Annotated in this window: 10 protein-coding genes, 2 pseudogenes and 1 CRISPR repeat array; of the genes and pseudogenes, 2 read left to right on the top strand and 10 right to left on the bottom strand. The window is 46.5% G+C overall.

Annotated features, from left to right (window positions below; translation table 11 throughout):
• Positions 1–164: 164 nt before the first annotated feature.
• The 4 genes from ACPXXB_RS07490 to ACPXXB_RS07505 all read right to left on the bottom strand — a co-directional run bounded on the left by ACPXXB_RS07490 (position 165) and on the right by ACPXXB_RS07505 (position 4280).
• On the bottom strand, positions 165–1073 hold the full coding sequence (locus ACPXXB_RS07490) for a hypothetical protein (RefSeq protein ID WP_423906102.1): 909 nt from the start codon (positions 1071–1073) through the stop codon (positions 165–167).
• A gap of 5 nt (positions 1074–1078) precedes the next feature.
• Positions 1079–2014, bottom strand: a complete 936-nt coding sequence (locus tag ACPXXB_RS07495; protein WP_423906104.1) for a leucine-rich repeat domain-containing protein — start codon at positions 2012–2014, stop codon at positions 1079–1081.
• Positions 2015–2141: 127 nt separating this feature from the next.
• Positions 2142–2972, bottom strand: a complete 831-nt coding sequence (locus ACPXXB_RS07500; RefSeq protein ID WP_423906107.1) for an alpha/beta fold hydrolase — start codon at positions 2970–2972, stop codon at positions 2142–2144.
• A gap of 6 nt (positions 2973–2978) precedes the next feature.
• Complete coding sequence (locus ACPXXB_RS07505) at positions 2979–4280, bottom strand: O-acetylhomoserine aminocarboxypropyltransferase (RefSeq protein WP_423906109.1); 1302 nt, start codon at positions 4278–4280, stop codon at positions 2979–2981.
• 114 nt (positions 4281–4394) lie between these two features.
• Between ACPXXB_RS07505 and ACPXXB_RS07510 the strand changes: the two genes are divergently transcribed.
• Both ACPXXB_RS07510 and ACPXXB_RS07515 read left to right on the top strand, forming a co-directional pair.
• Entirely contained in the window at positions 4395–5558 is a 1164-nt protein-coding gene (locus ACPXXB_RS07510) for a M24 family metallopeptidase (RefSeq protein WP_423906111.1), read from the top strand.
• Between the two features lie 21 nt (positions 5559–5579).
• Positions 5580–6458, top strand: a pseudogene (locus ACPXXB_RS07515) (TIGR01777 family oxidoreductase); the annotation flags it as partial.
• A gap of 20 nt (positions 6459–6478) precedes the next feature.
• A CRISPR array of direct repeats spans positions 6479–12690; the repeat unit is 28 nt; unit sequence TTTCTAAGCTGCCTGTGCGGCAGTGAAC.
• Between the two features lie 206 nt (positions 12691–12896).
• On the opposite strand, the gene cas6f reads toward ACPXXB_RS07515, so the two are convergent.
• The 6 genes and pseudogenes from cas6f to cas1f all read right to left on the bottom strand — a co-directional run bounded on the left by cas6f (position 12897) and on the right by cas1f (position 21279).
• Positions 12897–13478 (bottom strand): type I-F CRISPR-associated endoribonuclease Cas6/Csy4, encoded by a 582-nt coding sequence (cas6f, locus tag ACPXXB_RS07520; protein WP_423906114.1) that lies wholly within the window; start codon positions 13476–13478, stop codon positions 12897–12899.
• Positions 13479–13487: 9 nt separating this feature from the next.
• Positions 13488–14522: a type I-F CRISPR-associated protein Csy3 gene (csy3, locus tag ACPXXB_RS07525; RefSeq protein ID WP_423906117.1), complete on the bottom strand. Its 1035-nt coding sequence runs from the start codon at positions 14520–14522 to the stop codon at positions 13488–13490.
• 16 nt (positions 14523–14538) lie between these two features.
• Complete coding sequence (gene csy2 / locus ACPXXB_RS07530) at positions 14539–15468, bottom strand: type I-F CRISPR-associated protein Csy2 (RefSeq protein ID WP_423906120.1); 930 nt, start codon at positions 15466–15468, stop codon at positions 14539–14541.
• Positions 15465–17006 carry a type I-F CRISPR-associated protein Csy1 gene (locus ACPXXB_RS07535; protein ID WP_423906123.1) on the bottom strand — a complete coding sequence of 514 codons (1542 nt, stop codon included), beginning with the start codon at positions 17004–17006 and terminating at the stop codon, positions 15465–15467. Before ACPXXB_RS07535 ends, csy2 begins: the two co-directional genes overlap by 4 nt.
• A 14-nt stretch (positions 17007–17020) precedes the next feature.
• Positions 17021–20320, bottom strand: a pseudogene (gene cas3f / locus ACPXXB_RS07540) (type I-F CRISPR-associated helicase Cas3f).
• Positions 20317–21279: a type I-F CRISPR-associated endonuclease Cas1f gene (gene cas1f, locus ACPXXB_RS07545; RefSeq protein WP_423906125.1), complete on the bottom strand. Its 963-nt coding sequence runs from the start codon at positions 21277–21279 to the stop codon at positions 20317–20319. The pseudogene cas3f and the gene cas1f overlap by 4 nt, the downstream one beginning before the upstream one ends.
• Positions 21280–21364 lie beyond the last annotated feature (85 nt).

Here is a 21364-nt window from a genome sequence, read left to right on the forward strand (position 1 = left end):
CGATGTCTTGAAGGACAAGACAGGGCGATGTGCGTAAATGACGGCGATGTGGAACAGTGAAAATGTGCGGGGCGGCGACGGAAACACGCCGCACTTGAGAGGGAGTGATTCTTCGTAAGCGGGAATCCGGCTACGCCGTGTAAATTCATCAAGCGGGTTTGTCGTTATGCTTGCTTTTCCATCTCGGCGAGTTTTTTCTCGAGTGTGATTTTAGTTTCTGAAAAATAGACTTCCCATTTATCTTTTTCGGCGCCACCTTCGGTAGCAAGGGACGCAAGCAATTGCCAAGTGTCATCTTCGTGAATCGCGTTGATCTCGGTGCGCATGGCTGCGATGCGCTCGCGGGATAGGACTATGCGTTGCCGTAAAATATCTTTGTCGGCGAGTGTCTCCGAACCAGCAATCCAATCACCAGATTGCAATTTTTGCACTATCTCGCGCACCCGCGTCAAATCCTGTTCGCGGTGCGCCGCTTCCAGTTTTTGAAACATCTTTTCGCCAGCCTCTTTTTTGTCGTCTGGCAGTCGATCGGGGTGGCACTTGTGCGCCGCTTGCTTGAATAGTTTCTTGAGTTCGCGTTTTTGCTCGTCGTCCAAAGGCTGTGTTTGTGGCGTATCTGCTTTTTGCTGGGTGAAATCCTCGTATTCGCGTCGCGCTTTTTTCAGGTCTTCGTCCGCTTCCGGCGTGGTGCGCGCCTCGGCCTGTTGCAGGCGTATTTGTAAAATTTTCTCCAGCAACTCGCCCAAATTCTCCATATAGGCGGCATTGAATTCGGCGATCTTGCGTAAACATTCGGATTTTTCAATAACCAATTCAGTCAACGCCGCTTCCAACTGCGCCAACTCCATTTGCAACCCGGCAAGCTCGGCGTCCTTGTATTCGGTCAGCATCATATTGTTCTTGCGATAATCAAGAATCCATAACGCCGCATCGGCATATTTTTGTGCGACCAGCAACTCCGCCAACCCTCGCATTGCCGACGGCAAACGCTCAGCTTGCAAGGCGATAATATCGTCCTCGCCGAGCGTGATTGCATCTTGGATTATGTTTAGTCTGTTGAGTAAGTCGGACATGGTTATTATCGTTTCCAATTAGTAATCGGTAGCAAATGCCAGAGGTGGGGCGGTAGTTTTGACAACCGATTATTGCCCAAATCCAACGCCGTCAAGTTCGTCAGATTGCCGATGGACTCTGGCAATTCCGATAACTGATTATCGCGCAAATCCAACGCCGTCAAGTTCGTCAGATTGCCGATGGACTCTGGCAGTTCCGATAACTGATTATAGTCCAAACCCAACTCCGTCAAGTTCGTCAGATTGCCGATGGACTCTGGCAGTTCCGATAACTGATTATAGTCCAAAACCAACTCCGTCAAGTTCGTCAGATTGCCGATGGACTCTGGCAATTCCGATAACTGATTATAGTCCAAAACCAACTCCGTCAAGTTCGTCAAATTGCCGATGGACTCTGGCAATTCCGATAACTGATTCTCGCCCAAACCCAACCACGTCAAGTTCGTCAGATTGCCGATGGACTCTGGCAATTCCGATAACTGATTATAGTCCAAAACCAACTCCGTCAAGTTCGTCAAATTGCCGATGGACTCTGGCAATTCCGATAACTGATTATCCCACAAATTCAACGCCGTCAAGTTCGTCAGATTGCCGATGAACTCTGGTAATTCCGATAACTGATTAGCGTCCAAACTCAACACCGTCAAGTTCGTCAGATTGCCGATGAACTCTGGCAATTCTGATAACTGATAACCGCACAAATACAACTCGGTTAACGCCAAAATCTCTTGCTTGTCTCTCGGTAGTGTCTCTTCATCAATGCCATATTCATCCGCCCAATCAATCAATTCATCCAGCCAGGCATCCGATAAAACTACCGCATGATCTCCCCCCAAGACACTATCGGTCAATTGAATGAGTGATTTCGCTCGTTGTAATGCCAGATTAGTCGAGGGCGTTACCTCGGGCAGTGTGTTGTTTTTTGGCGGGGGTTTGTCCATAGCGGCAATTCTATCAATAAATTCGTTAACGTTAATAACGCAAGGCACAATCGTTTATTTTTCCGTGTTCATACATTCCTTTGTTTCTTGTTTATGCTTAACCGCAACAAAAATCTTGCATTGGCGATTATTTTCTGCGACCGCCAATAAATCGCTTTAATTCATCCAATACGCCATCGGGTGATTCGGACATGATGCTGTGTCCGCATTCGGGAATCAGGACGATCTCGGCGCATTCATTTTTATTGGCTTGTGCTTTAGCCAATTTTGCCGGCGCCATTTTGTCCAGCGCCCCGCTCAGGAAAAGCATCGGGCAATGGATATCGGCGAATGCGGTTTCGCCATTATTGTAGTTGTCGCAGGCAACCAGATCGGTATGCACAGCACCTGGTGTGCTGTTTTCCATCATACTCAGTTGCATCCCGGCCGACCAAAATCCCGGCACCGGCTCGCCGCCGATGGCTGAGCGGTGACTCCATTGGGTCATCATCGAATAGGCTTCGCTGGGGTTGTGTTGCGCCGCATCCATTAGTTGCGGCGTTACCGACATTGGATAACTAAAACCAATCAACGTTAACGAGTTTAATCCAGCATCAGGGTGATTGAAATTCGCGGCGGCTTCGAGTGCGATCAACGCACCCATACTATGCCCAACAATGTGAAATGCCGCGCCCACGGTTTGCCCGATCATTTGCCCGATCATTTGATTGAGCCACTCTGCCATGCGTTCAATGGATGGCAGTAATTCACCTTGACTGAATTTGTGCGCTGGCAAATCAACTGCCAGGACGTTATAGCCGTGATAGGCGAAATAACGGCTCTGATGCGCCCAAACCGTATGATCCATTGACGCGCCGTGGACAAATACGATGGTTTCCAAATCACTTGCAAGATCGTGAGTGCCCGTGTATGCGTAGCTAGTTGCATTTGATTTCGCATTATTTAACTTTATATACATGCTCACTTAGCCCGATGCTTTCCGGGACAAATGAAGCGCTTTGGACAAGTCGTCCAACAAATCATCAATATCTTCGATCCCAACGGATAACCGAATGGCGCCTTCACTGATGCCTGCTTTCAAAAGATCGTCCGCGCTCATTCGATAATGGGTTGTGCTGGCCGGATGAATAACCAATGATTTGGCATCACCGACATTGGCGAGATGAGAAAACAAGTCCAAGCCTTCCACAAACATTTTGCCCGCTTCCCGACCGCCCTTGAGTGAGAAGCTGAATACCGAGCCTGCGCCCTTTGGCAACAACGAATCAACCAAATGATAATCCGGGTGTTCGGGTAGTTCCGGGTAACTGATGGTATCGACAACATCAGAAGATTGCAGGAATTCGATAATTTTTCGGGTGTTCTCGACGTGACGCTGCATGCGCATGGACAAGGTTTCCATGCCCTGCAATATGTAAAACGCCACGGTCGGCGCCATACACGCGCCAAAGTCCCGCATACCTTCACGCCGCGCGCGTAATAAAAACGCGGCTGGAGATGATTCCTCGTCAAACGACATATCATGAAAACCTTTATAAGGCTCGGACAGGTTGCTGAATTTCCCGCTGCCTTCCCAATCGAATCGACCATGATCAACCAGAACGCCGCCGATGACGGTGCCGTGACCGCATAGAAACTTGGTTGCCGAATGCATAATGAGGTTGGCGCCAAAATCAAATGGCTTGCACAGATACGGCGTGGTAAATGTGGAGTCGATCATGAACGGTATTTTATTTTCACGGGCAATTTCCGCTACCACCGGTAAATTCATAAGGTCGTTGCCGGGATTGCCGATAACCTCGCCGAAGATCAATCGCGTATTGGGCTGAATCGCGTTGCGAATGCCATCGACATCTCGCGGACAGACGAAAGTGGTGTCGATGCCAAAGCGGGGCAGGGTGTATTGCAGGATATTGTGGGAGCCGCCATAGACTGCGCTGGATGAGACGATGTGCGAGCCGGCATCCATCAAGGTTGCAATGGCAAGGTGCAGCGCCGCCTGGCCGCTTGCCGTCGCAAGTCCGCCCACGCCCTCTTCCAAGGCCGCAATACGCTCCTCAAATACCGCGGTAGTCGGGTTCGATAACCGTGCATAGGCATGGCCGGGACGCTCCATATTGAACAACGAGGCCGCTTGTTCGCTATCCTTGAATACGTAACTGGCGGTTTGGTAAATCGGCACTGCCCGAGCGCCATGCACCGGGTCGGGTCGTTGCCCGGCATGCAATGCAAGCGTGTCGAAGCGGGTTTTTGTGGGTCGCCCCATTTTGTCATCTGGTTATGATATCAGCGGATAGTATAACCGCATTGCTTCACATCTTGGCAAAGCAGCGTATCTTTTGGGGTATACTTTTTGTCGCATAACCCACTGGAGAAACTCATGCCAATTCACTTTGAACCATCCGAACTTATCGCCCGCCGCGAAGCGACCATCAAAAAACTCGAAGCTAAAGGGCTGGATGGAATTTTAATGTTCAAGCAAGAGAGCATGTATTACCTCACCGGTTACGACACCTTCGGTTTTTGTTTTTTTCAATGCTTGTATCTCGGCGCCGACGGTCGCTGTTTCTTGCTGACCAGGGCACCGGATTTACGCCAGGCACAGCATACCTCAGATATCAAGGACATTAAAATTTGGGTCGATGGCGAAGGCGTCAATCCGGCGAATGACTTGAAACAAGCGTTAATTGAATATGGTGTTTCTGGAAAAATCCAGATAAAAAAATTGGGTTGTGAATACGATGCATATGGATTATCAGCTGCTTACGGCAAAATACTAGATAATGGATTAAGAGGTGTTTGCGAGTTAGTCGATGCTTCCACTTTAGTCAGCAGGTTGCGGGTGGTAAAGAGCGAGGCGGAAATTAAATATGTGAAACGGGCCGCGCAACTTGCCGACGATGCCATGGATGCGGCTAAACAGACCGTGCGTCCCGGCGTGTTTGAAGGCGAGATTCTTGCCGCCATGCAGGGCGCCGTGTTCAAGGGCGGCGGCGATTATCCGGCTAACGAATTTATTATCGGTTCAGGTGCCGGGGCCTTGCTTTGTCGCTACTTCAGCGGGCGCGGAACCGTAGGCGAGCAGGACCAACTGACGCTGGAGTATGCCGGGGCTTACCGCCGCTATCATGCTTGCCTAATGCAAACCTTTCTGACCGGGCAGCCCTCAATCGAACACGTCAATATGCACCGGGCCTGTTGTGATGCCATGCAAGCTTGTCTGGAAGCGATCAAGCCGGGAGCATCCATGGGCGCGGTTTTCGCCGAGCACACGCGAGTATTGGACGCAGCAGGCTATCGAGATCATCGGATGAATGCTTGCGGTTACAGTTTAGGCGCGATGTACGCACCGATATGGATGGATTTCCCGATGTTCTATGCCAACAATTCATTTGTCATGCAAACCAACAATGTTTTCTTCGTGCATATTATTCTGATGAACAGCGATACAGGAAATTCGATGACATTGGGACAAACGGTGCGAGTAACTGACAACGGCGTGGAGCGATTGAGCAGACAGCCGACCGATCTTGTTGTTGTGTGAAACCTTAACGCGAGAAACACAATGCGAATTTTAGTCAGCGGCGGAACTGGTTTTATTGGCCAGGCATTGCTGAAGAAATTTCAGCAACAGGGCCACGTTATTATCGTGCTGACACGTCAGACAATCGCGCGTGATACACAAAAATATCGTTCAAATATTACCTACATTAAATCGTTAGACGAAATCGATAATCACAATAAAATCGATGTCATTATCAATCTCGCTGGCGAGCCGATTGTCAACAAACGCTGGTCTGAAAAACAAAAACAACTTTTAGTGCGCAGTCGCGTCGGTGTGACTGAACAACTCGTTGCTTTGATGCGACGCTTGGAGAGGTCGCCGGAATGCCTGCTTAGCGCCTCAGCGATTGGATATTATGGCGCTCAAGGCAACCAGGCGCTTGATGAGCAATCTGAGGTTCATGATGAATTCACCCATCGTTTGTGTCAATGTTGGGAACAGGCTGCCAGGCAGGCAGAAGAGCTCGATGTACGGGTATGTATTATGCGGTTTGGCATCGTATTGGGGCAGGGCGGCGGCGCGCTTGGCAAGATGTTGCCTGTATTTCGGTTAGGCATTGGCGGCAAACTTGGAAGCGGGGAACAGGTTATGTCCTGGATACATCGCAGTGATGTCATCGCAGCCATTGAATATTTGATGAACAGCAATGAACTTGATGGCGTGTTCAACCTGACTTCGCATCAGCCGGTCACCAACACTGAATTCGCTAAACAATTAGGACGGGCTTTGTCACGGCCGACGGTGTTTTCAATGCCAGGTTTTGTAGTGAAATTATTGTTTGGAGAAATGGGCGATAGATTGTTGCTTCATGGCCAACGGGTGCTCCCCAAAAGACTTTTGGACAATGGTTTCGTTTTCGAATATGAACACCTGAATGATGCCCTACGGGCTAGTTTGAGTTTCTAAGCTGCTTGTGCGGCAGTGAACTATGGCCGGAAGTGCGGCTTTAGCCGCGCCCGTTTCTAAGCTGCCTGTGCGGCAGTGAACGGGTGGTGCCAGTGGGGGGGTGGTGTGTACGTTTTCTAAGCTGCCTGTGCGGCAGTGAACATAAAAAGGGGGGGTATTACCCCCCCTGTTGTTTTCTAAGCTGCCTGTGCGGCAGTGAACAGTGGGGGGTTGGGTACGTGGGGGGGTTGGTATTTCTAAGCTGCCTGTGCGGCAGTGAACACGTAAATGGCAACGTTAAAGGCAACGTAAACTTTCTAAGCTGCCTGTGCGGCAGTGAACGATGTACGGGGCGATGTACAGGGCGATGTACTTTTCTAAGCTGCCTGTGCGGCAGTGAACATGTAAACGGTAATGTGTGTGGTAATGTAAACTTTCTAAGCTGCCTGTGCGGCAGTGAACGGGTGGTACATGGCACAATATTTGGTAATGTATTTCTAAGCTGCCTGTGCGGCAGTGAACGATGTACGGGGCGATGTAATGGGCGATGTACAGTTTCTAAGCTGCCTGTGCGGCAGTGAACTAAGGTGGGTTAAATAACAAGTTAAGTTATTTTTTCTAAGCTGCCTGTGCGGCAGTGAACATGTACAGGGTAATGTAAGGGGCGATGTAGGGTTTCTAAGCTGCCTGTGCGGCAGTGAACCCCCCCCTAATACTGTACGTACGTACAGTATTTTTCTAAGCTGCCTGTGCGGCAGTGAACCAAATATTTATTTTTTAAACACATTATATATATTTCTAAGCTGCCTGTGCGGCAGTGAACCAAAAATTTCGCAGTTGCGGGGGTGCGCAACTTTTCTAAGCTGCCTGTGCGGCAGTGAACGGGTGTTGTACCTGTACATGTAGGGGGGTACTTTTCTAAGCTGCCTGTGCGGCAGTGAACAACACTACCTACCCTACGTTTGTACAAAATACTTTCTAAGCTGCCTGTGCGGCAGTGAACTAATTTCGGTACAATAAGTATGTGTACCTGTGTTTCTAAGCTGCCTGTGCGGCAGTGAACTGCACATTCGCACCGCAATTTGTAAAACAGCTTTTCTAAGCTGCCTGTGCGGCAGTGAACCTAATACTGTACGTACACTGTACAGTATTGGGTTTCTAAGCTGCCTGTGCGGCAGTGAACGCAGGGTTAAACAACACTGTATTTACATCAATTTTCTAAGCTGCCTGTGCGGCAGTGAACGCGGGGGTAATGTAGTTACCTTTTTTTCCGCGTTTCTAAGCTGCCTGTGCGGCAGTGAACTAAGCCGGGGCGCCGAAAATCGTGGTCAGATGTTTCTAAGCTGCCTGTGCGGCAGTGAACACGATCTGTCTGCGCGTTCATCGTTCGCCCGTTTTCTAAGCTGCCTGTGCGGCAGTGAACTGCACATTCGCACCGCAATTTGTAAAACAGCTTTTCTAAGCTGCCTGTGCGGCAGTGAACCTAATACTGTACGTACACTGTACAGTATTGGGTTTCTAAGCTGCCTGTGCGGCAGTGAACTGGGTTGGGTTACACAAATAATGGTATATAAGTTTCTAAGCTGCCTGTGCGGCAGTGAACGCAGGGTTAAACAACACTGTATTTACATCAATTTTCTAAGCTGCCTGTGCGGCAGTGAACGCGGGGGTAATGTAGTTACCTTTTTTTCCGCGTTTCTAAGCTGCCTGTGCGGCAGTGAACTAAGCCGGGGCGCCGAAAATCGTGGTCAGATGTTTCTAAGCTGCCTGTGCGGCAGTGAACCTGCGCTATAATTTTACCGCGCATTTTCTCCATTTCTAAGCTGCCTGTGCGGCAGTGAACTCCATGCACATCCTGCAGATGCAGCATGCCGCTTTCTAAGCTGCCTGTGCGGCAGTGAACACGACCCGCGCCTGCGCAGGGGTCATCTGCCCTTTCTAAGCTGCCTGTGCGGCAGTGAACTTTCCTCCGGGGAAATATCAGAATTGAATGCATTTCTAAGCTGCCTGTGCGGCAGTGAACTCCGCGACCTCGGCGGCGTATCTAATGCCGCTGTTTCTAAGCTGCCTGTGCGGCAGTGAACATCAGCAACATTGCATCGACACACGGTCGGCTTTTCTAAGCTGCCTGTGCGGCAGTGAACTTCGCGCCATACATCCGTCCAGTTTTTCGACGTTTCTAAGCTGCCTGTGCGGCAGTGAACATAATTCTGACCGAGCCGCCCCAAATTTGCACTTTCTAAGCTGCCTGTGCGGCAGTGAACTAAAATTGGCACGAAAGGGCTTAACAGACATGTTTCTAAGCTGCCTGTGCGGCAGTGAACTTGAACTCATACTTCTCGGGACTAGCGCAGCCTTTCTAAGCTGCCTGTGCGGCAGTGAACGGGTGCGTCTAATCAGCCAGCCGCCTGCTAGATTTCTAAGCTGCCTGTGCGGCAGTGAACAAGGGCATGGGTGTCGGATCAATCAGCGGTTAATTTCTAAGCTGCCTGTGCGGCAGTGAACTTCGCGCCATACATCCGTCCAGTTTTTCGACGTTTCTAAGCTGCCTGTGCGGCAGTGAACTTGTACCGGCCGAGACCGTCAAAATGCTCGCATTTCTAAGCTGCCTGTGCGGCAGTGAACACGATCTGTCTGCGCGTTCATCGTTCGCCCGTTTTCTAAGCTGCCTGTGCGGCAGTGAACCCAGTCTCAGATGTGGCTCGCCCTCGGCCCCATTTCTAAGCTGCCTGTGCGGCAGTGAACTCTTTCGCGTTTTCGATCGCCGAGATCGGGTCTTTCTAAGCTGCCTGTGCGGCAGTGAACTTTTTCCGTGATTTTTTTCATATTTTTGGCAATTTCTAAGCTGCCTGTGCGGCAGTGAACGATCATTAATGACAGCGTATGCCGAGGAAGGATTTCTAAGCTGCCTGTGCGGCAGTGAACCCGTTTTGCCTGCGCGAATAACGTCACTCGCCTTTCTAAGCTGCCTGTGCGGCAGTGAACATCCTCGCCGCGGGCGAACGCGCCCGCGGTCTTTTCTAAGCTGCCTGTGCGGCAGTGAACCGGCCCGTGTAGGCGCCGGCGGCGAGCGGATGTTTCTAAGCTGCCTGTGCGGCAGTGAACGCGATCAAGATTACTTCGGGTTTTCGCTGCAATTTCTAAGCTGCCTGTGCGGCAGTGAACTCCATCGCTGATCAACGCGGTGATATGAAGCCTTTCTAAGCTGCCTGTGCGGCAGTGAACGTCGGGATCGGGCGACACATTCAAGCGCATCGTTTCTAAGCTGCCTGTGCGGCAGTGAACCTGCTTGCCAGCCAGCTCGCGATGCTCATCGCTTTCTAAGCTGCCTGTGCGGCAGTGAACGACCGCCGGCTTTATTTCCGACGCCGCGGACTTTTCTAAGCTGCCTGTGCGGCAGTGAACTCCACAGCTGTTTAATCCGGGATATCTGCTCGTTTCTAAGCTGCCTGTGCGGCAGTGAACGCGCGCTTAAGGACGCGGGCGTGTCATTGTCCTTTCTAAGCTGCCTGTGCGGCAGTGAACTTGCGTGTTCAGCGTCGCTGAATTGATATAAATTTCTAAGCTGCCTGTGCGGCAGTGAACGGTCATGTCCGGGCGCTGGTTTCAGTTCCGTTTTTCTAAGCTGCCTGTGCGGCAGTGAACACGGGCGGAATCTGGGGAATCAGCGCGCTTAATTTCTAAGCTGCCTGTGCGGCAGTGAACGAACTCAGATCGAGCGCATACAATACGGGCATGTTTCTAAGCTGCCTGTGCGGCAGTGAACCGGCCGGGTGGCCCGTCCTCTGGTCTGGTATTTTTCTAAGCTGCCTGTGCGGCAGTGAACTATGCCGTCGCGCAGAAATTCGGCGTGGCGCCTTTCTAAGCTGCCTGTGCGGCAGTGAACTTTTTTGCTGAAAAGTTTCGCGATCCGGGATTTTTCTAAGCTGCCTGTGCGGCAGTGAACGTTTTGTAAAATCAGAATTTAACTATTTATGTTTTCTAAGCTGCCTGTGCGGCAGTGAACCCAACCGCCATCGCGCAAAAATAAAAGCAGGCTTTCTAAGCTGCCTGTGCGGCAGTGAACGTTTTGTAAAATCAGAATTTAACTCTTTATGTTTTCTAAGCTGCCTGTGCGGCAGTGAACGGTCAGCTCGCTGAACACCGCGTCGCGCACCGTTTCTAAGCTGCCTGTGCGGCAGTGAACGTTTTGTAAAATCAGAATTTAACTCTTTATGTTTTCTAAGCTGCCTGTGCGGCAGTGAACGGTCAGCTCGCTGAACACCGCGTCGCGCACCGTTTCTAAGCTGCCTGTGCGGCAGTGAACCCAGAGATTCCGCCGCGCGATTGAAATATACTTTTCTAAGCTGCCTGTGCGGCAGTGAACGCGCCGCGTATGACTTTCGGCTTCCCAGCCTTTTTCTAAGCTGCCTGTGCGGCAGTGAACCCGCATTTTGCGCATCGGCGCGGTGCGGGGCTTTTCTAAGCTGCCTGTGCGGCAGTGAACGCAGGCGCGCGGGCCGGGCGACGCCGTCCTCATTTCTAAGCTGCCTGTGCGGCAGTGAACCCAACCGCCATCGCGCAAAAACAAAAGCAGGCTTTCTAAGCTGCCTGTGCGGCAGTGAACTCCGCGGATCTTGCGTTGAGCGAGACTTCAGATTTCTAAGCTGCCTGTGCGGCAGTGAACGTCGCCCGACGTCGGGACCTTGCCGTTCTCGCTTTCTAAGCTGCCTGTGCGGCAGTGAACCCCTCATAGCCCCCGACGCACCCGGGGCTATGTTTCTAAGCTGCCTGTGCGGCAGTGAACCGCCAGGGCATCGACCGCGCCGGATTTCGACGTTTCTAAGCTGCCTGTGCGGCAGTGAACTGCGCAGCCTTGATCTCGATTTGCAATTGCACTTTCTAAGCTGCCTGTGCGGCAGTGAACGATCAACGCGATCTGGAGAATTATCCGCAACGTTTCTAAGCTGCCTGTGCGGCAGTGAACGTTTGCTTTTTTAGTCGCGAGTTGCGCTGCACTTTCTAAGCTGCCTGTGCGGCAGTGAACTGTCGGGCCAAAATTCAAGTCGATCGCGAAACTTTCTAAGCTGCCTGTGCGGCAGTGAACGGTCGAGTGCAAGTCGAGTCATTGCATGCTGATTTCTAAGCTGCCTGTGCGGCAGTGAACATATTATCAAGCTTTCGCCGTCTGATGTACGTTTTCTAAGCTGCCTGTGCGGCAGTGAACATTATTGCTTTGCTTTCCGCAAAACTCGGGCCTTTCTAAGCTGCCTGTGCGGCAGTGAACCCGCCGGTGCGCTTACGGGCGAAAAATACATGTTTCTAAGCTGCCTGTGCGGCAGTGAACGCTCGCTAGCTGACATGGGCAGCCCCTCATTTTTTCTAAGCTGCCTGTGCGGCAGTGAACTGTATCCGCGCCCACTGCCCGGCGGCATGGGCTTTCTAAGCTGCCTGTGCGGCAGTGAACTTGTTTTGCGCCAATGACAGATTTCGAAAATCTTTCTAAGCTGCCTGTGCGGCAGTGAACGTGAATCCGATGGCCGCGGCACCGACGCTGGCTTTCTAAGCTGCCTGTGCGGCAGTGAACTCCGCGGATATTGACGCGCGCGAAAAGGCGCTTTTCTAAGCTGCCTGTGCGGCAGTGAACCCGCTTGGCAATGACAATCCATCCAGGACGATTTTCTAAGCTGCCTGTGCGGCAGTGAACGATCATTAATGACAGCGTATGCCGAGGAAGGATTTCTAAGCTGCCTGTGCGGCAGTGAACTGATGAACACGATTAAGATGAAAGCGTATGACTTTCTAAGCTGCCTGTGCGGCAGTGAACCGCGACATCCTGGCACCGCGCGAATGAACTTTTTTCTAAGCTGCCTGTGCGGCAGTGAACCGTTGTCTTCGATTCTGAAGCGCGGCGGTTGTTTTCTAAGCTGCCTGTGCGGCAGTGAACTCAATAATCGCAATCGGTTCTGGTGGGGTGCATTTCTAAGCTGCCTGTGCGGCAGTGAACCACATTGCCCACATTCCAGCCGCCGATGTCCTTTTCTAAGCTGCCTGTGCGGCAGTGAACGTGGAGTTGTTCAGCCCATGCAAAAGATATATTTTCTAAGCTGCCTGTGCGGCAGTGAACTAGACCGCAGCCGAGGCCTGAGCGACCTGGTATTTCTAAGCTGCCTGTGCGGCAGTGAACGCAGGTTGATTTCCTGCCCGCAACTGGGACGGTTTCTAAGCTGCCTGTGCGGCAGTGAACAGCAGTTCATCAAGCAAAAAATAAGCTACAACAAGTACTTACAAGAAAATTGTCGATTTAACCAATCTTCAAAAGTGCAGCTGTAACTTATTGATTTAAATCAAGTTTTTAAAGAACAAATATTTTTGGTAAGACTACGGTATTTTAGCACCGTATTTATATAACCCTGCCTTCCATAGGTGGTGATTAGATTTAAATTTGACTTATTAAAACTCGGGGACTGTTGCTTCTTGGTTGCTTAAGCCATAGCAAGTAAATTCACAGGATTCTTTTTGCTTTGCTATTTTTTTTTCGATAAATAATCTAAACCGCTTATTTTTAGACAATCTATTCATATTTATAAAAGGCAGCTTACTTTCCCGATCTTTAAAACCATAAAAATGTTTCAATGCTTGCTCCATGGATTCGCCTTTTCGTTTGGCTCGTCTACGCGCTAAACGCTCGACATTGGTATCGAATTGAACACGTTTAAATCGTACGAACTCGCTGACCGACTCTGGAACTTTTTTAATCGGTGTGCAATGACTATAGTCAGTTAAACGGTTTAACCATTTACCAATATCCAATTGTTGCAACTGTTCCTGAGTTGGAGATAACAAACGAAGCTTGCTTCCTAGCGGAAATTTTTTATCGCCATACTCAGGAAAAGAAACAGCGATGGCTGAGTTGCCATTTGACATTTTCATCTCGACCAAAGCCAAATGAAGCTGTCCATAAACTTTTTGCCAAAGAAAACCGAGGGTGGCTTCCGCGTTTGGTAGCAAGGTAATATCGAGATAGAATTTCATTTCTACACCTTATTTATTACTTTCGCCAAACACACCGCCACGGACTAACACAGCCATAACATAGTGTTCATCCTCAAGTTCAAGTGCGCCACCTCTAGCCCAATTGTCAAAAAATGTATAAAAATCCTGTTTGTCTTTCGGTGTGCGGTAGGCCTTTCCAAGATTGGTAACCGCGCCATAGGGTTCTATCGCGATAGGTCCGGCACTTGATTCCTCATTGTCAAATTCCGGGTACCATGTATCGATGCTACGCAGAGCGTTACCAATTTTTTGTGAGTGCATGGCTGCAATGTCATTAACTGAGTAAAGAATTTTACTCTTTTTACCTTTGCCTTTGTCTAGTACTAATTCTTCACTTGGATAGACTTCCTGTGCTTTTCCAATCTGCACAAAACAGATGATTTCCAGCATTAAGAAATCATCAGTACTGGCAAGTGCAGTTGCTATTCTTGTACCCAATGAATTTATATTTTGGTCATCGGATTTAAAATCGCGTGTACTATACTTGGTTGCATCAAAAGTCCACGACTGCTCGGAATCCTTGTTCAAGGCTATTACTTGAACCTCGATATTTTCAGCACCTACACGATTGCGCCACAAAAAACGAGCGTTGGCCAAGTTCATAGCATATCGTTTACCTAACTCTGTGAACTTTTCCTTGTTGATATATTTTTTTACTGCGCTGGTATAGCTTTGTTTAAACAAAGTATTATTACAAGCCGAAGGTTGATCAACACCACCTAATACCTTTAAGGTAAAATGCAACTTTAATGTATCCTGATCAGTGCTTAATGTACAAACGTCAACTGTTTGTAAATTCGGATTTTCAACTTTGGCATCAAGTTTCATTGGATCCTTTTCAAATTCTTTAGAATCTTTTCTGTTAAATCGGTTTGAAATGGTGCCTCGCACTGATTTCTCAATCAACTTGAGAGGGGTGATTTCGTTTTTGCTTGCCCATGTAGTGCCATACATATAACCATCTGACGGCACTAATTTTTTTTCAAACGCCAGCACGGATGCAATATTTTCTTTTTTAGTCATGATATTTACCTTTTTGTTAATAAGTTTGTGAATGATTAGATTGCTGGCACAAATACAGGTTGTTATCAGCTTCCACCTGATAGTGCCAGAGAATTTCATTAATAGATTGAATCCGGTAGGGCATTTTAAATTCACCCAAGGTAACAATGCTTTCTGCAAAGCGATGAGGTGTGTCGGGGGCACGTTGATTCTTCGCTTGTCCCAGTTCGGTTATGCCGTGGAAGCCGGTGGCAATAGGGACTATCCAGCCTGTTGTTTGACGTTTACTCAACCAAATAATATTACCATCGTCATCTTGTTCACAGCTTTGATGAATAGCTAGATAAGTCAATAGCGCATCAATAGCATCTTGTCCTTTTTCCATAGCATCTTTCATTAATTCCCGACGCTCGACGATGGCGTAGCCTGGCATCAATTTACGTATCAGTTTGCGTAAATCAGTATCATTACCCTCTTCTATTTTTAATGCTTTTGGTAAGTCGAAAGAGAGAATGTCGCCGCCTGCTATTTTCATGCTGCTATTAAGGTGGTGAGTAATTTTTTTCAATAGCAACTCTTCATCATCCTTGCTGGCACCTGAATATTCAATCAGCAATGAAATATCTAAATGACAACGTGCTTCCTCTATAAAAGGAGAACGGACAGCATTCCCTTCAGGCTTATCTTTTTCCGACTTTGGTTCCAGCGGGTTTCCCGTGCCAATAATAGAGTGTACATAATCACCCGCCCCTTTGTGGGTTTGCAGATTACATTCATGGCTTACAATAGCACTGGCATTAAATTTTAGCTCACAAAATTCAGTGTTCAGCTTTCTCTGTAAAGCGTGTACAGCACCCAGCCACGCTGTCATTGCAGGGAAACCAATCGTGAATGGACTGGAGAGTGCATTAGCATTTTGCACTTTAATATGTGGCAGCAATAATAGCTTTTTAATATCACCAATCATCTTAACGCCTCTTTGTTATTCGATACTATTTCGACAATTTTTAGGCGTTCTGCTTCACCGAGTTTGATTGCCTGTTTGCCTAATATTTTTTCGTAAGTCAAAATTGTCCAAATTGATATCTCTTTGCTTAATTTATCCAACCATATATCGGACTCTTCTCTTTCTTGTAAAAATCCCTCACAAAGCCAGATTTTTTGATGGCTTTTTAATTGGGATGAGTCGGCATGATATTGCGCCTTTGCTACTGAGCGCACTGCCCACATTTTGTCAATTATGCGGTCAACCAGTTCCTGCAAACGGTAATCGCGGCCTTCACGGATGTTGATATTGTTATAATCTGTTTTTAATATTTTATGCAACGCATAGAAAATATCACGACAATCTTGGTAGCGGAATGATTCATTGAAGAAATTCGTTTTCGGGAAATAAATTGAACGTTTCTCTATGCCGGGAGGTAAAGATTGTAGTAAATAGTAAGATTGGTATTTATTATTGAGACCGCTAATATTTTTAGGGTGGTCCCCGCCATGTTTGGTAACTGTTAAGTTTGTGATTGATGAAAATTCAACCTCGGAGGCCTCACCTTTTTTCTTTTTATTTTTCCCTATATAAGATTCTGGAGACCGATCATTCATTGAGTCAATTCTTTCTTTAAGGGCAAACACCAATCCAGATGGTTGCAATAGAGAAAGCAATTGATAGCCATCCAGCACAGGAAAATATGATTGCCTTATGAATCCATTGGTTTTTAAATCACAGCTATTTATGCAAGAAGAAAATGATTCTACCCAAGATTTAGCACGTTCTTCTGAAACGTTAAATAACTGTTGAAAAATACTATTATCCTTATTTTTAATATAATCCAATAAAGTTTTTCCTTGATATTTTAGCGATAAAAACTTAAACACTTTTAATTTTGTTGCGTTAATGTGCATATCAAAATCAACAGTAGAATTGCCTGTTCTGATAAAACCATCTGGCTGAAATTTTCCAGCAGAGAAAATCTTGGGATATCTACAAGCAGGGTTAGTCATTTTAGCCGAATGACTAATAATTGTTCCTTGTGAACAATCCTGTGCTAATTGGTCAATTTTAATTTGAACTCTATCCAGAGATAAATTACTTTCAAGTAATTCTTCTTCAAACAATGCATAGTATTCTAATGGCTCTATGTTTGTTTTTTTTGCTTTTTCAATACAATCTTTGACCTGATTTTCACTCAATTTAAGATCAGCCAGTAATTCTTCAATTACAGGATGCCCAGTATCACATACAGATTTAAACGTTTGTTTGTATATCACCTCTAAAGATAATAATTTATTTAAATCCACTTCATTCTGTGATTCAGGGAAATATGATTTATTTTTATTGATGGATAATATTTTTATTAGCCATTCATCATATTTATATTCTGACTCAAGCTGTTCTTTAGCGGTGTTTTTTTCTGCATCACCAACTTCTTCAGAGTAGGAATCTAATTTTACTTTAAGCCTCTTTCTCTTAAGGCTATCTATGTGTTTTCTTATTGCATTATCCATTATTTGCCCTTACGTTAAATTGAGACCAGCCCATACTGGTCGTTATATTTATATGTAGTATTTTCACGTTTAATAAAATTTAACTCGCCATAACGTAAAGATATTTTTCTTTTACTTGATTCTTGTTGTTCAGAATATTGGCTTAAAAGGGATTGATAATCTCGTATTAACCACAGGTTCTGTCTTTCTTTTTCTGATAACTCATCACGCTGTATTTGCAATATACCTTCCCTCTTAGTGGGATAACCTTTTTCGTCTTTTTCTGCAAAATAACAACAATCTTTGTCTGGCTCATAAGTTAAAAATAGATTAGTACTGGCTTCACTCTTGCGAAATGGATTTAAAAATTGTGGCAATGCGGTTAAATACCAGGTTTCTGCTAAATAGCCCTGCAAAGTGTCAGGTCCATGGCGGTGATAACCGGTTAGTTCAGACTGAATCACATGATGCTCCAGATCAGACAGAGAGCCGCAATAGTCAAGTTTACTGTTTTTTTGAATTCGGGGCACAGCATTTAAGCATTTTTCAATTGCTATGGTATCGATTAAATGATTCAGGTCATGGGTATTTAACATAAATTTATCTTCATAGCCTGGTCGATTAAAATATTTCTTACCCTGCTCATTGCCAGCCTTAAAAGCTTTCCAGTTGTACTGCATCAAAGCAATATTTGTATCTTTGACTTCACCTTCTCGATGGCGCCGCACTCGTCCTGCCAATTGAATGATGGATCGGTATGATGATGGTTCAATTACTGCCCAATCAAAGTCGTGATCTCGCCCAACTTCTTCGACTGGGGTCGCCACCAAAATAAAGATGATATTTTTAACCTTGCTTTGATCAAGGTGTGCGCGGATCACAGGATCGGAAAAACCTGCTGGCGGTTCACCTGGTTTCTCTTTACGTTTTAGCACAGCATCCAAATGCTTTTCTTGTTCATGACGTAATAGCAATACCTGCTGGCTATGATAAGCCATAACTTTTACTTCAATATCTTGCGGATAGTCAGCTTTTAGTAAATATCGAGTTATTTCAACACAAGGAGAGATATTAGCTACACGTACCACACCAAATGATACTGCAATGCCTGTGTTTTTATCGATTGTATTATGTTATTGATGTTTTTTAATTATTGCTTGCTTAATGCTGTAAAAATATTGTTCCTGTTTAGTTTCAACGCCATCAAACTCAACATTTTCCATAACCTCCTTGCATTGAATGACTTCGGCTTTACGTTTTGCCATTTGAGCATTTAATTTTTCCACTCGTTTATCAATAAAATCGCCGTGATATTTTTTGTAATTTTCAATTGCATGGTCACTTTGTACGCTATTAATACTGGTCACTTCAGTTTTAAATTCATCAATCCATGCACAGCCAATCATGTTTTCAGCGATGCCACGGCTTTTAGTATGTAACTGCCAGCCCTTTTTATAGGCATTAAAATAACCTTCGGCTAAATCAGGTGGAATAGTGGCAGAGGAGATCATCACTTTGCGACCTAACATGCCGGCCAAATGGATTAGCCTGCCAATGGCGATTAAATCGGAGCCAGTAAAATCATCTATTTCATCGATGACTAAATCTGACGACATCAAACGCAAACAGGGCAAAATATATCGGCCACCGCGTATTGTTTCAGTCGCTGCCATTATATGATCAATTGTGCAGACGAGTACTGGCGCATAAAGAAACTTGCGGTCTTTTTCTTTTGTCAATACAGTCGCTAATCCTTCTTCAGGGATGTCGCAGTCATAGTCTATCCCTTCATCAAGCAAGGTCTGTAATGATTCCGACCCACCAAAATAAGTATCATCAGTTACTTCTATTTGTTTTTGATTATGTAACTCCAGCACGACTTTTGAACCAATTAACACAGCAAGTTCTGAGTTATCTAATCCAACGCGCTTTCTATACTCATCACCTGTCTGTAAGGTTAATGTTCTAAGACCCAGTGCCAAAATATACCGCAGGCTGTTCCCATCAATAGACAAAGAGCGCATAACTTTCGCATTGGCAAACGTTTTACCGTAGCCAGTGCCGGCCATATTAACAGCGAAAAATCCATGTGTATTTTTTGCTTGTGATTTTTTCCAATGGTTTATTGCTTCAACTGCTTTGTCTTGCCAGCGAAAAGCTGTAGGGCTGGCTTTTTTTAATGCTCGTATACCTGTGGCAAACGGAGGTTCTCTTTCAAAAGCGGGTAGTAAATGTGATGTGCGAAGAGCATTATTAGCCACGCCGACTAGATGCTCATCAAGTTTTTGTTTGAGTTGTTTGGTCTCTCTATCCGTATTTGCAAATAGACCGGTAGTGTCTTGCCAGTTTGAATCTGCATTTTGGGATGAATAATAGTGATCCCCCAGCATTAAACACAATCTTGAATGGTGTAACACTAATCGGTAAGTTCCATCCTTCAATGCTGATTCGGCTAAGGGCAAACAATCCTGTAATCGATGAGACCACTTTTTTACTTGTTTTAGCCAATTACTAGATTGGCTCAATAACCCCTTGGAAAATTCAAAGCATGCATTGATTTTCTGTTGGTATTCTTGCTCATCTTGACGATTTTCATAGCCCCATGCTTGGGTAATTCTCTGCAAAATGGCATCAATATCATTGGCGTATTCATTTCGCCAGTCTTCTCTAGGAAAAGGTAGACGGTGATGAGACACGATAAGCCAAGCGACTAATTTTGCTACTAGTGGTAATTTATGTAATGGTTTCTTTTGCTCTTTTGCTGTTTTCTTCAACTGTTCTTCATTAAACTGACCATTAGTTAAATATTCTAGCCAACCTTCTTCTGATTCATGGTTAAAACTACTGACTAACGCATTGAATAGTAAACAAGAAACCCACTCATGACGAACAGGATCACCCTTAAACTTGTTTTTGCTATTTGGTGAGAGCTTCTCTTGAAATAGATTAGAAGCTTTACCCCAGTCATGAAACAAGGCCGCAATTGCCGTTAAGGCTTTTATTAGTGGTAAGTATTTCCAGTCGTTTTCATGTTGGCGATTCAATATATTTTTTTGAGTACTATTCACTGGCACCACACCCTGCTCATCAAACTTATCTTTGTTCCCCACCACCCAAAGAAACTGCGAGCGGCTACGGCTTCTAATCCAGTGACAGGCAACTGCGGTATTTTTTGAAGCGGTCTTTCGCAACAGTTTTCTTACTGCGCCCAACCCCTCATTGGTAATAACAGTTTGCCAGGTATTATCGCCGATACGGTTGGCAAAGCTGTCCAGTACCCGCCGGGTTCGGTTGAGGGCTTTTTTCTCGCATTGTGAAACAAAGGTGACCATCATGGGGCTTCACCTTTGTTTTCGTGGTGCTGTAAGGCTATGATTTTTACCTGCTTAAACATGAAATTCAGCGCTTTGTGATCGGTAAACGCTTGCAGGCATTGCTGGCGAAATTCCTGTTCGGTAGCACCTTCTTTGGCGCAGATAAATGACCAGGGCAGTACCAGTGTGTCTTTTATTAAGTCCGCCACATCAAACACCAGTGCGCCACGACGGGTTTTGCCGTGCATGACGGCGAAGCCGTGAGGGATGCCCAACACCCATAGCGTGGTCGCGGCCAACCCATATGCCAGATAGTTGCCGTGGTTCAAAAAGGCATTGGCAGTATCGACCGATTCTCTTGCACGCACAAAATCGCCATGTTTGGTTCTGCTGGCGGCTATTTTGTAAAGCCGTTTGGTGAGGTCGGCCTCTATTTGAAATAGCTTGCTGACTTTTTGCGCCTGTTCGATTTTGGCGCGGGTATTATTTAGCACAGACGATATATATTCATCATGACTATTAAATCCCGCATCCATCAAGTCACGGTCTTTTGACCAGACCGTGTGCATAAACTGAATACGTGCCGTTTGAAATTGCTTGGCCGCTGCTAGACGTTTTTGTTCGTCAAACCAGAAGTTCATCCAGCCTTGGACATATTCGGTGGGGCGATATTCGCTTTGCGGCGACAGCCATTCAATCTCGGTGGCCATGAGCAGGGGCGTACCGCCGCCGCCACAGAAGCCGACCAACACACCGGCCTGTGCCAGCATACGCATGGCCGCTTGGGTGATGGAGGTGCCGGTTCCCAATAGCAAACAGGTGGTATTGGCTATTGGAATATTCCAATACTGGTTTTCGTTTTTGGCTTCCGTGAGATACAGCACGCGCCCATCTTTTTGCATCACCCGGCATTTTTCCAGGTAATAGATATTGGCGCGTTTGGAATGCAGGATGGCTTTGAGGTCGGTTAATTGTTCCATGCCTTTTCCTAAAATAGGCTGTGCATATTTTGTTTCTTACTGGTTTTTCCAGCTTTTAAATTATCTGATTTATGATTTTTACACG

The sequence above is a fragment of the Candidatus Spongiihabitans sp. genome, from assembly GCF_965237845.1.
GTDB lineage: Bacteria > Pseudomonadota > Gammaproteobacteria > Arenicellales > Poriferihabitantaceae > Spongiihabitans.

Bases quoted from the DNA above. Each gene is read 5' to 3' on its own strand.
- csy3 (WP_423906117.1), bottom strand. From the start codon at position 14,522: ATGACTAAAAAAGAAAATATTGCATCCGTGCTGGCGTTTGAAAAAAAA.
- cas1f (WP_423906125.1), bottom strand. From the start codon at position 21,279: ATGGAACAATTAACCGACCTCAAAGCCATCCTGCATTCCAAACGCGCC.
- ACPXXB_RS07510 (WP_423906111.1), top strand. From the start codon at position 4,395: ATGCCAATTCACTTTGAACCATCCGAACTTATCGCCCGCCGCGAAGCG.
- csy2 (WP_423906120.1), bottom strand. From the start codon at position 15,468: ATGATTGGTGATATTAAAAAGCTATTATTGCTGCCACATATTAAAGTG.
- ACPXXB_RS07505 (WP_423906109.1), bottom strand. From the start codon at position 4,280: ATGGGGCGACCCACAAAAACCCGCTTCGACACGCTTGCATTGCATGCC.
- ACPXXB_RS07535 (WP_423906123.1), bottom strand. From the start codon at position 17,006: ATGGATAATGCAATAAGAAAACACATAGATAGCCTTAAGAGAAAGAGG.
- cas6f (WP_423906114.1), bottom strand. From the start codon at position 13,478: ATGAAATTCTATCTCGATATTACCTTGCTACCAAACGCGGAAGCCACC.
- ACPXXB_RS07495 (WP_423906104.1), bottom strand. From the start codon at position 2,014: ATGGACAAACCCCCGCCAAAAAACAACACACTGCCCGAGGTAACGCCC.
- ACPXXB_RS07500 (WP_423906107.1), bottom strand. From the start codon at position 2,972: ATGTATATAAAGTTAAATAATGCGAAATCAAATGCAACTAGCTACGCA.
- ACPXXB_RS07490 (WP_423906102.1), bottom strand. From the start codon at position 1,073: ATGTCCGACTTACTCAACAGACTAAACATAATCCAAGATGCAATCACG.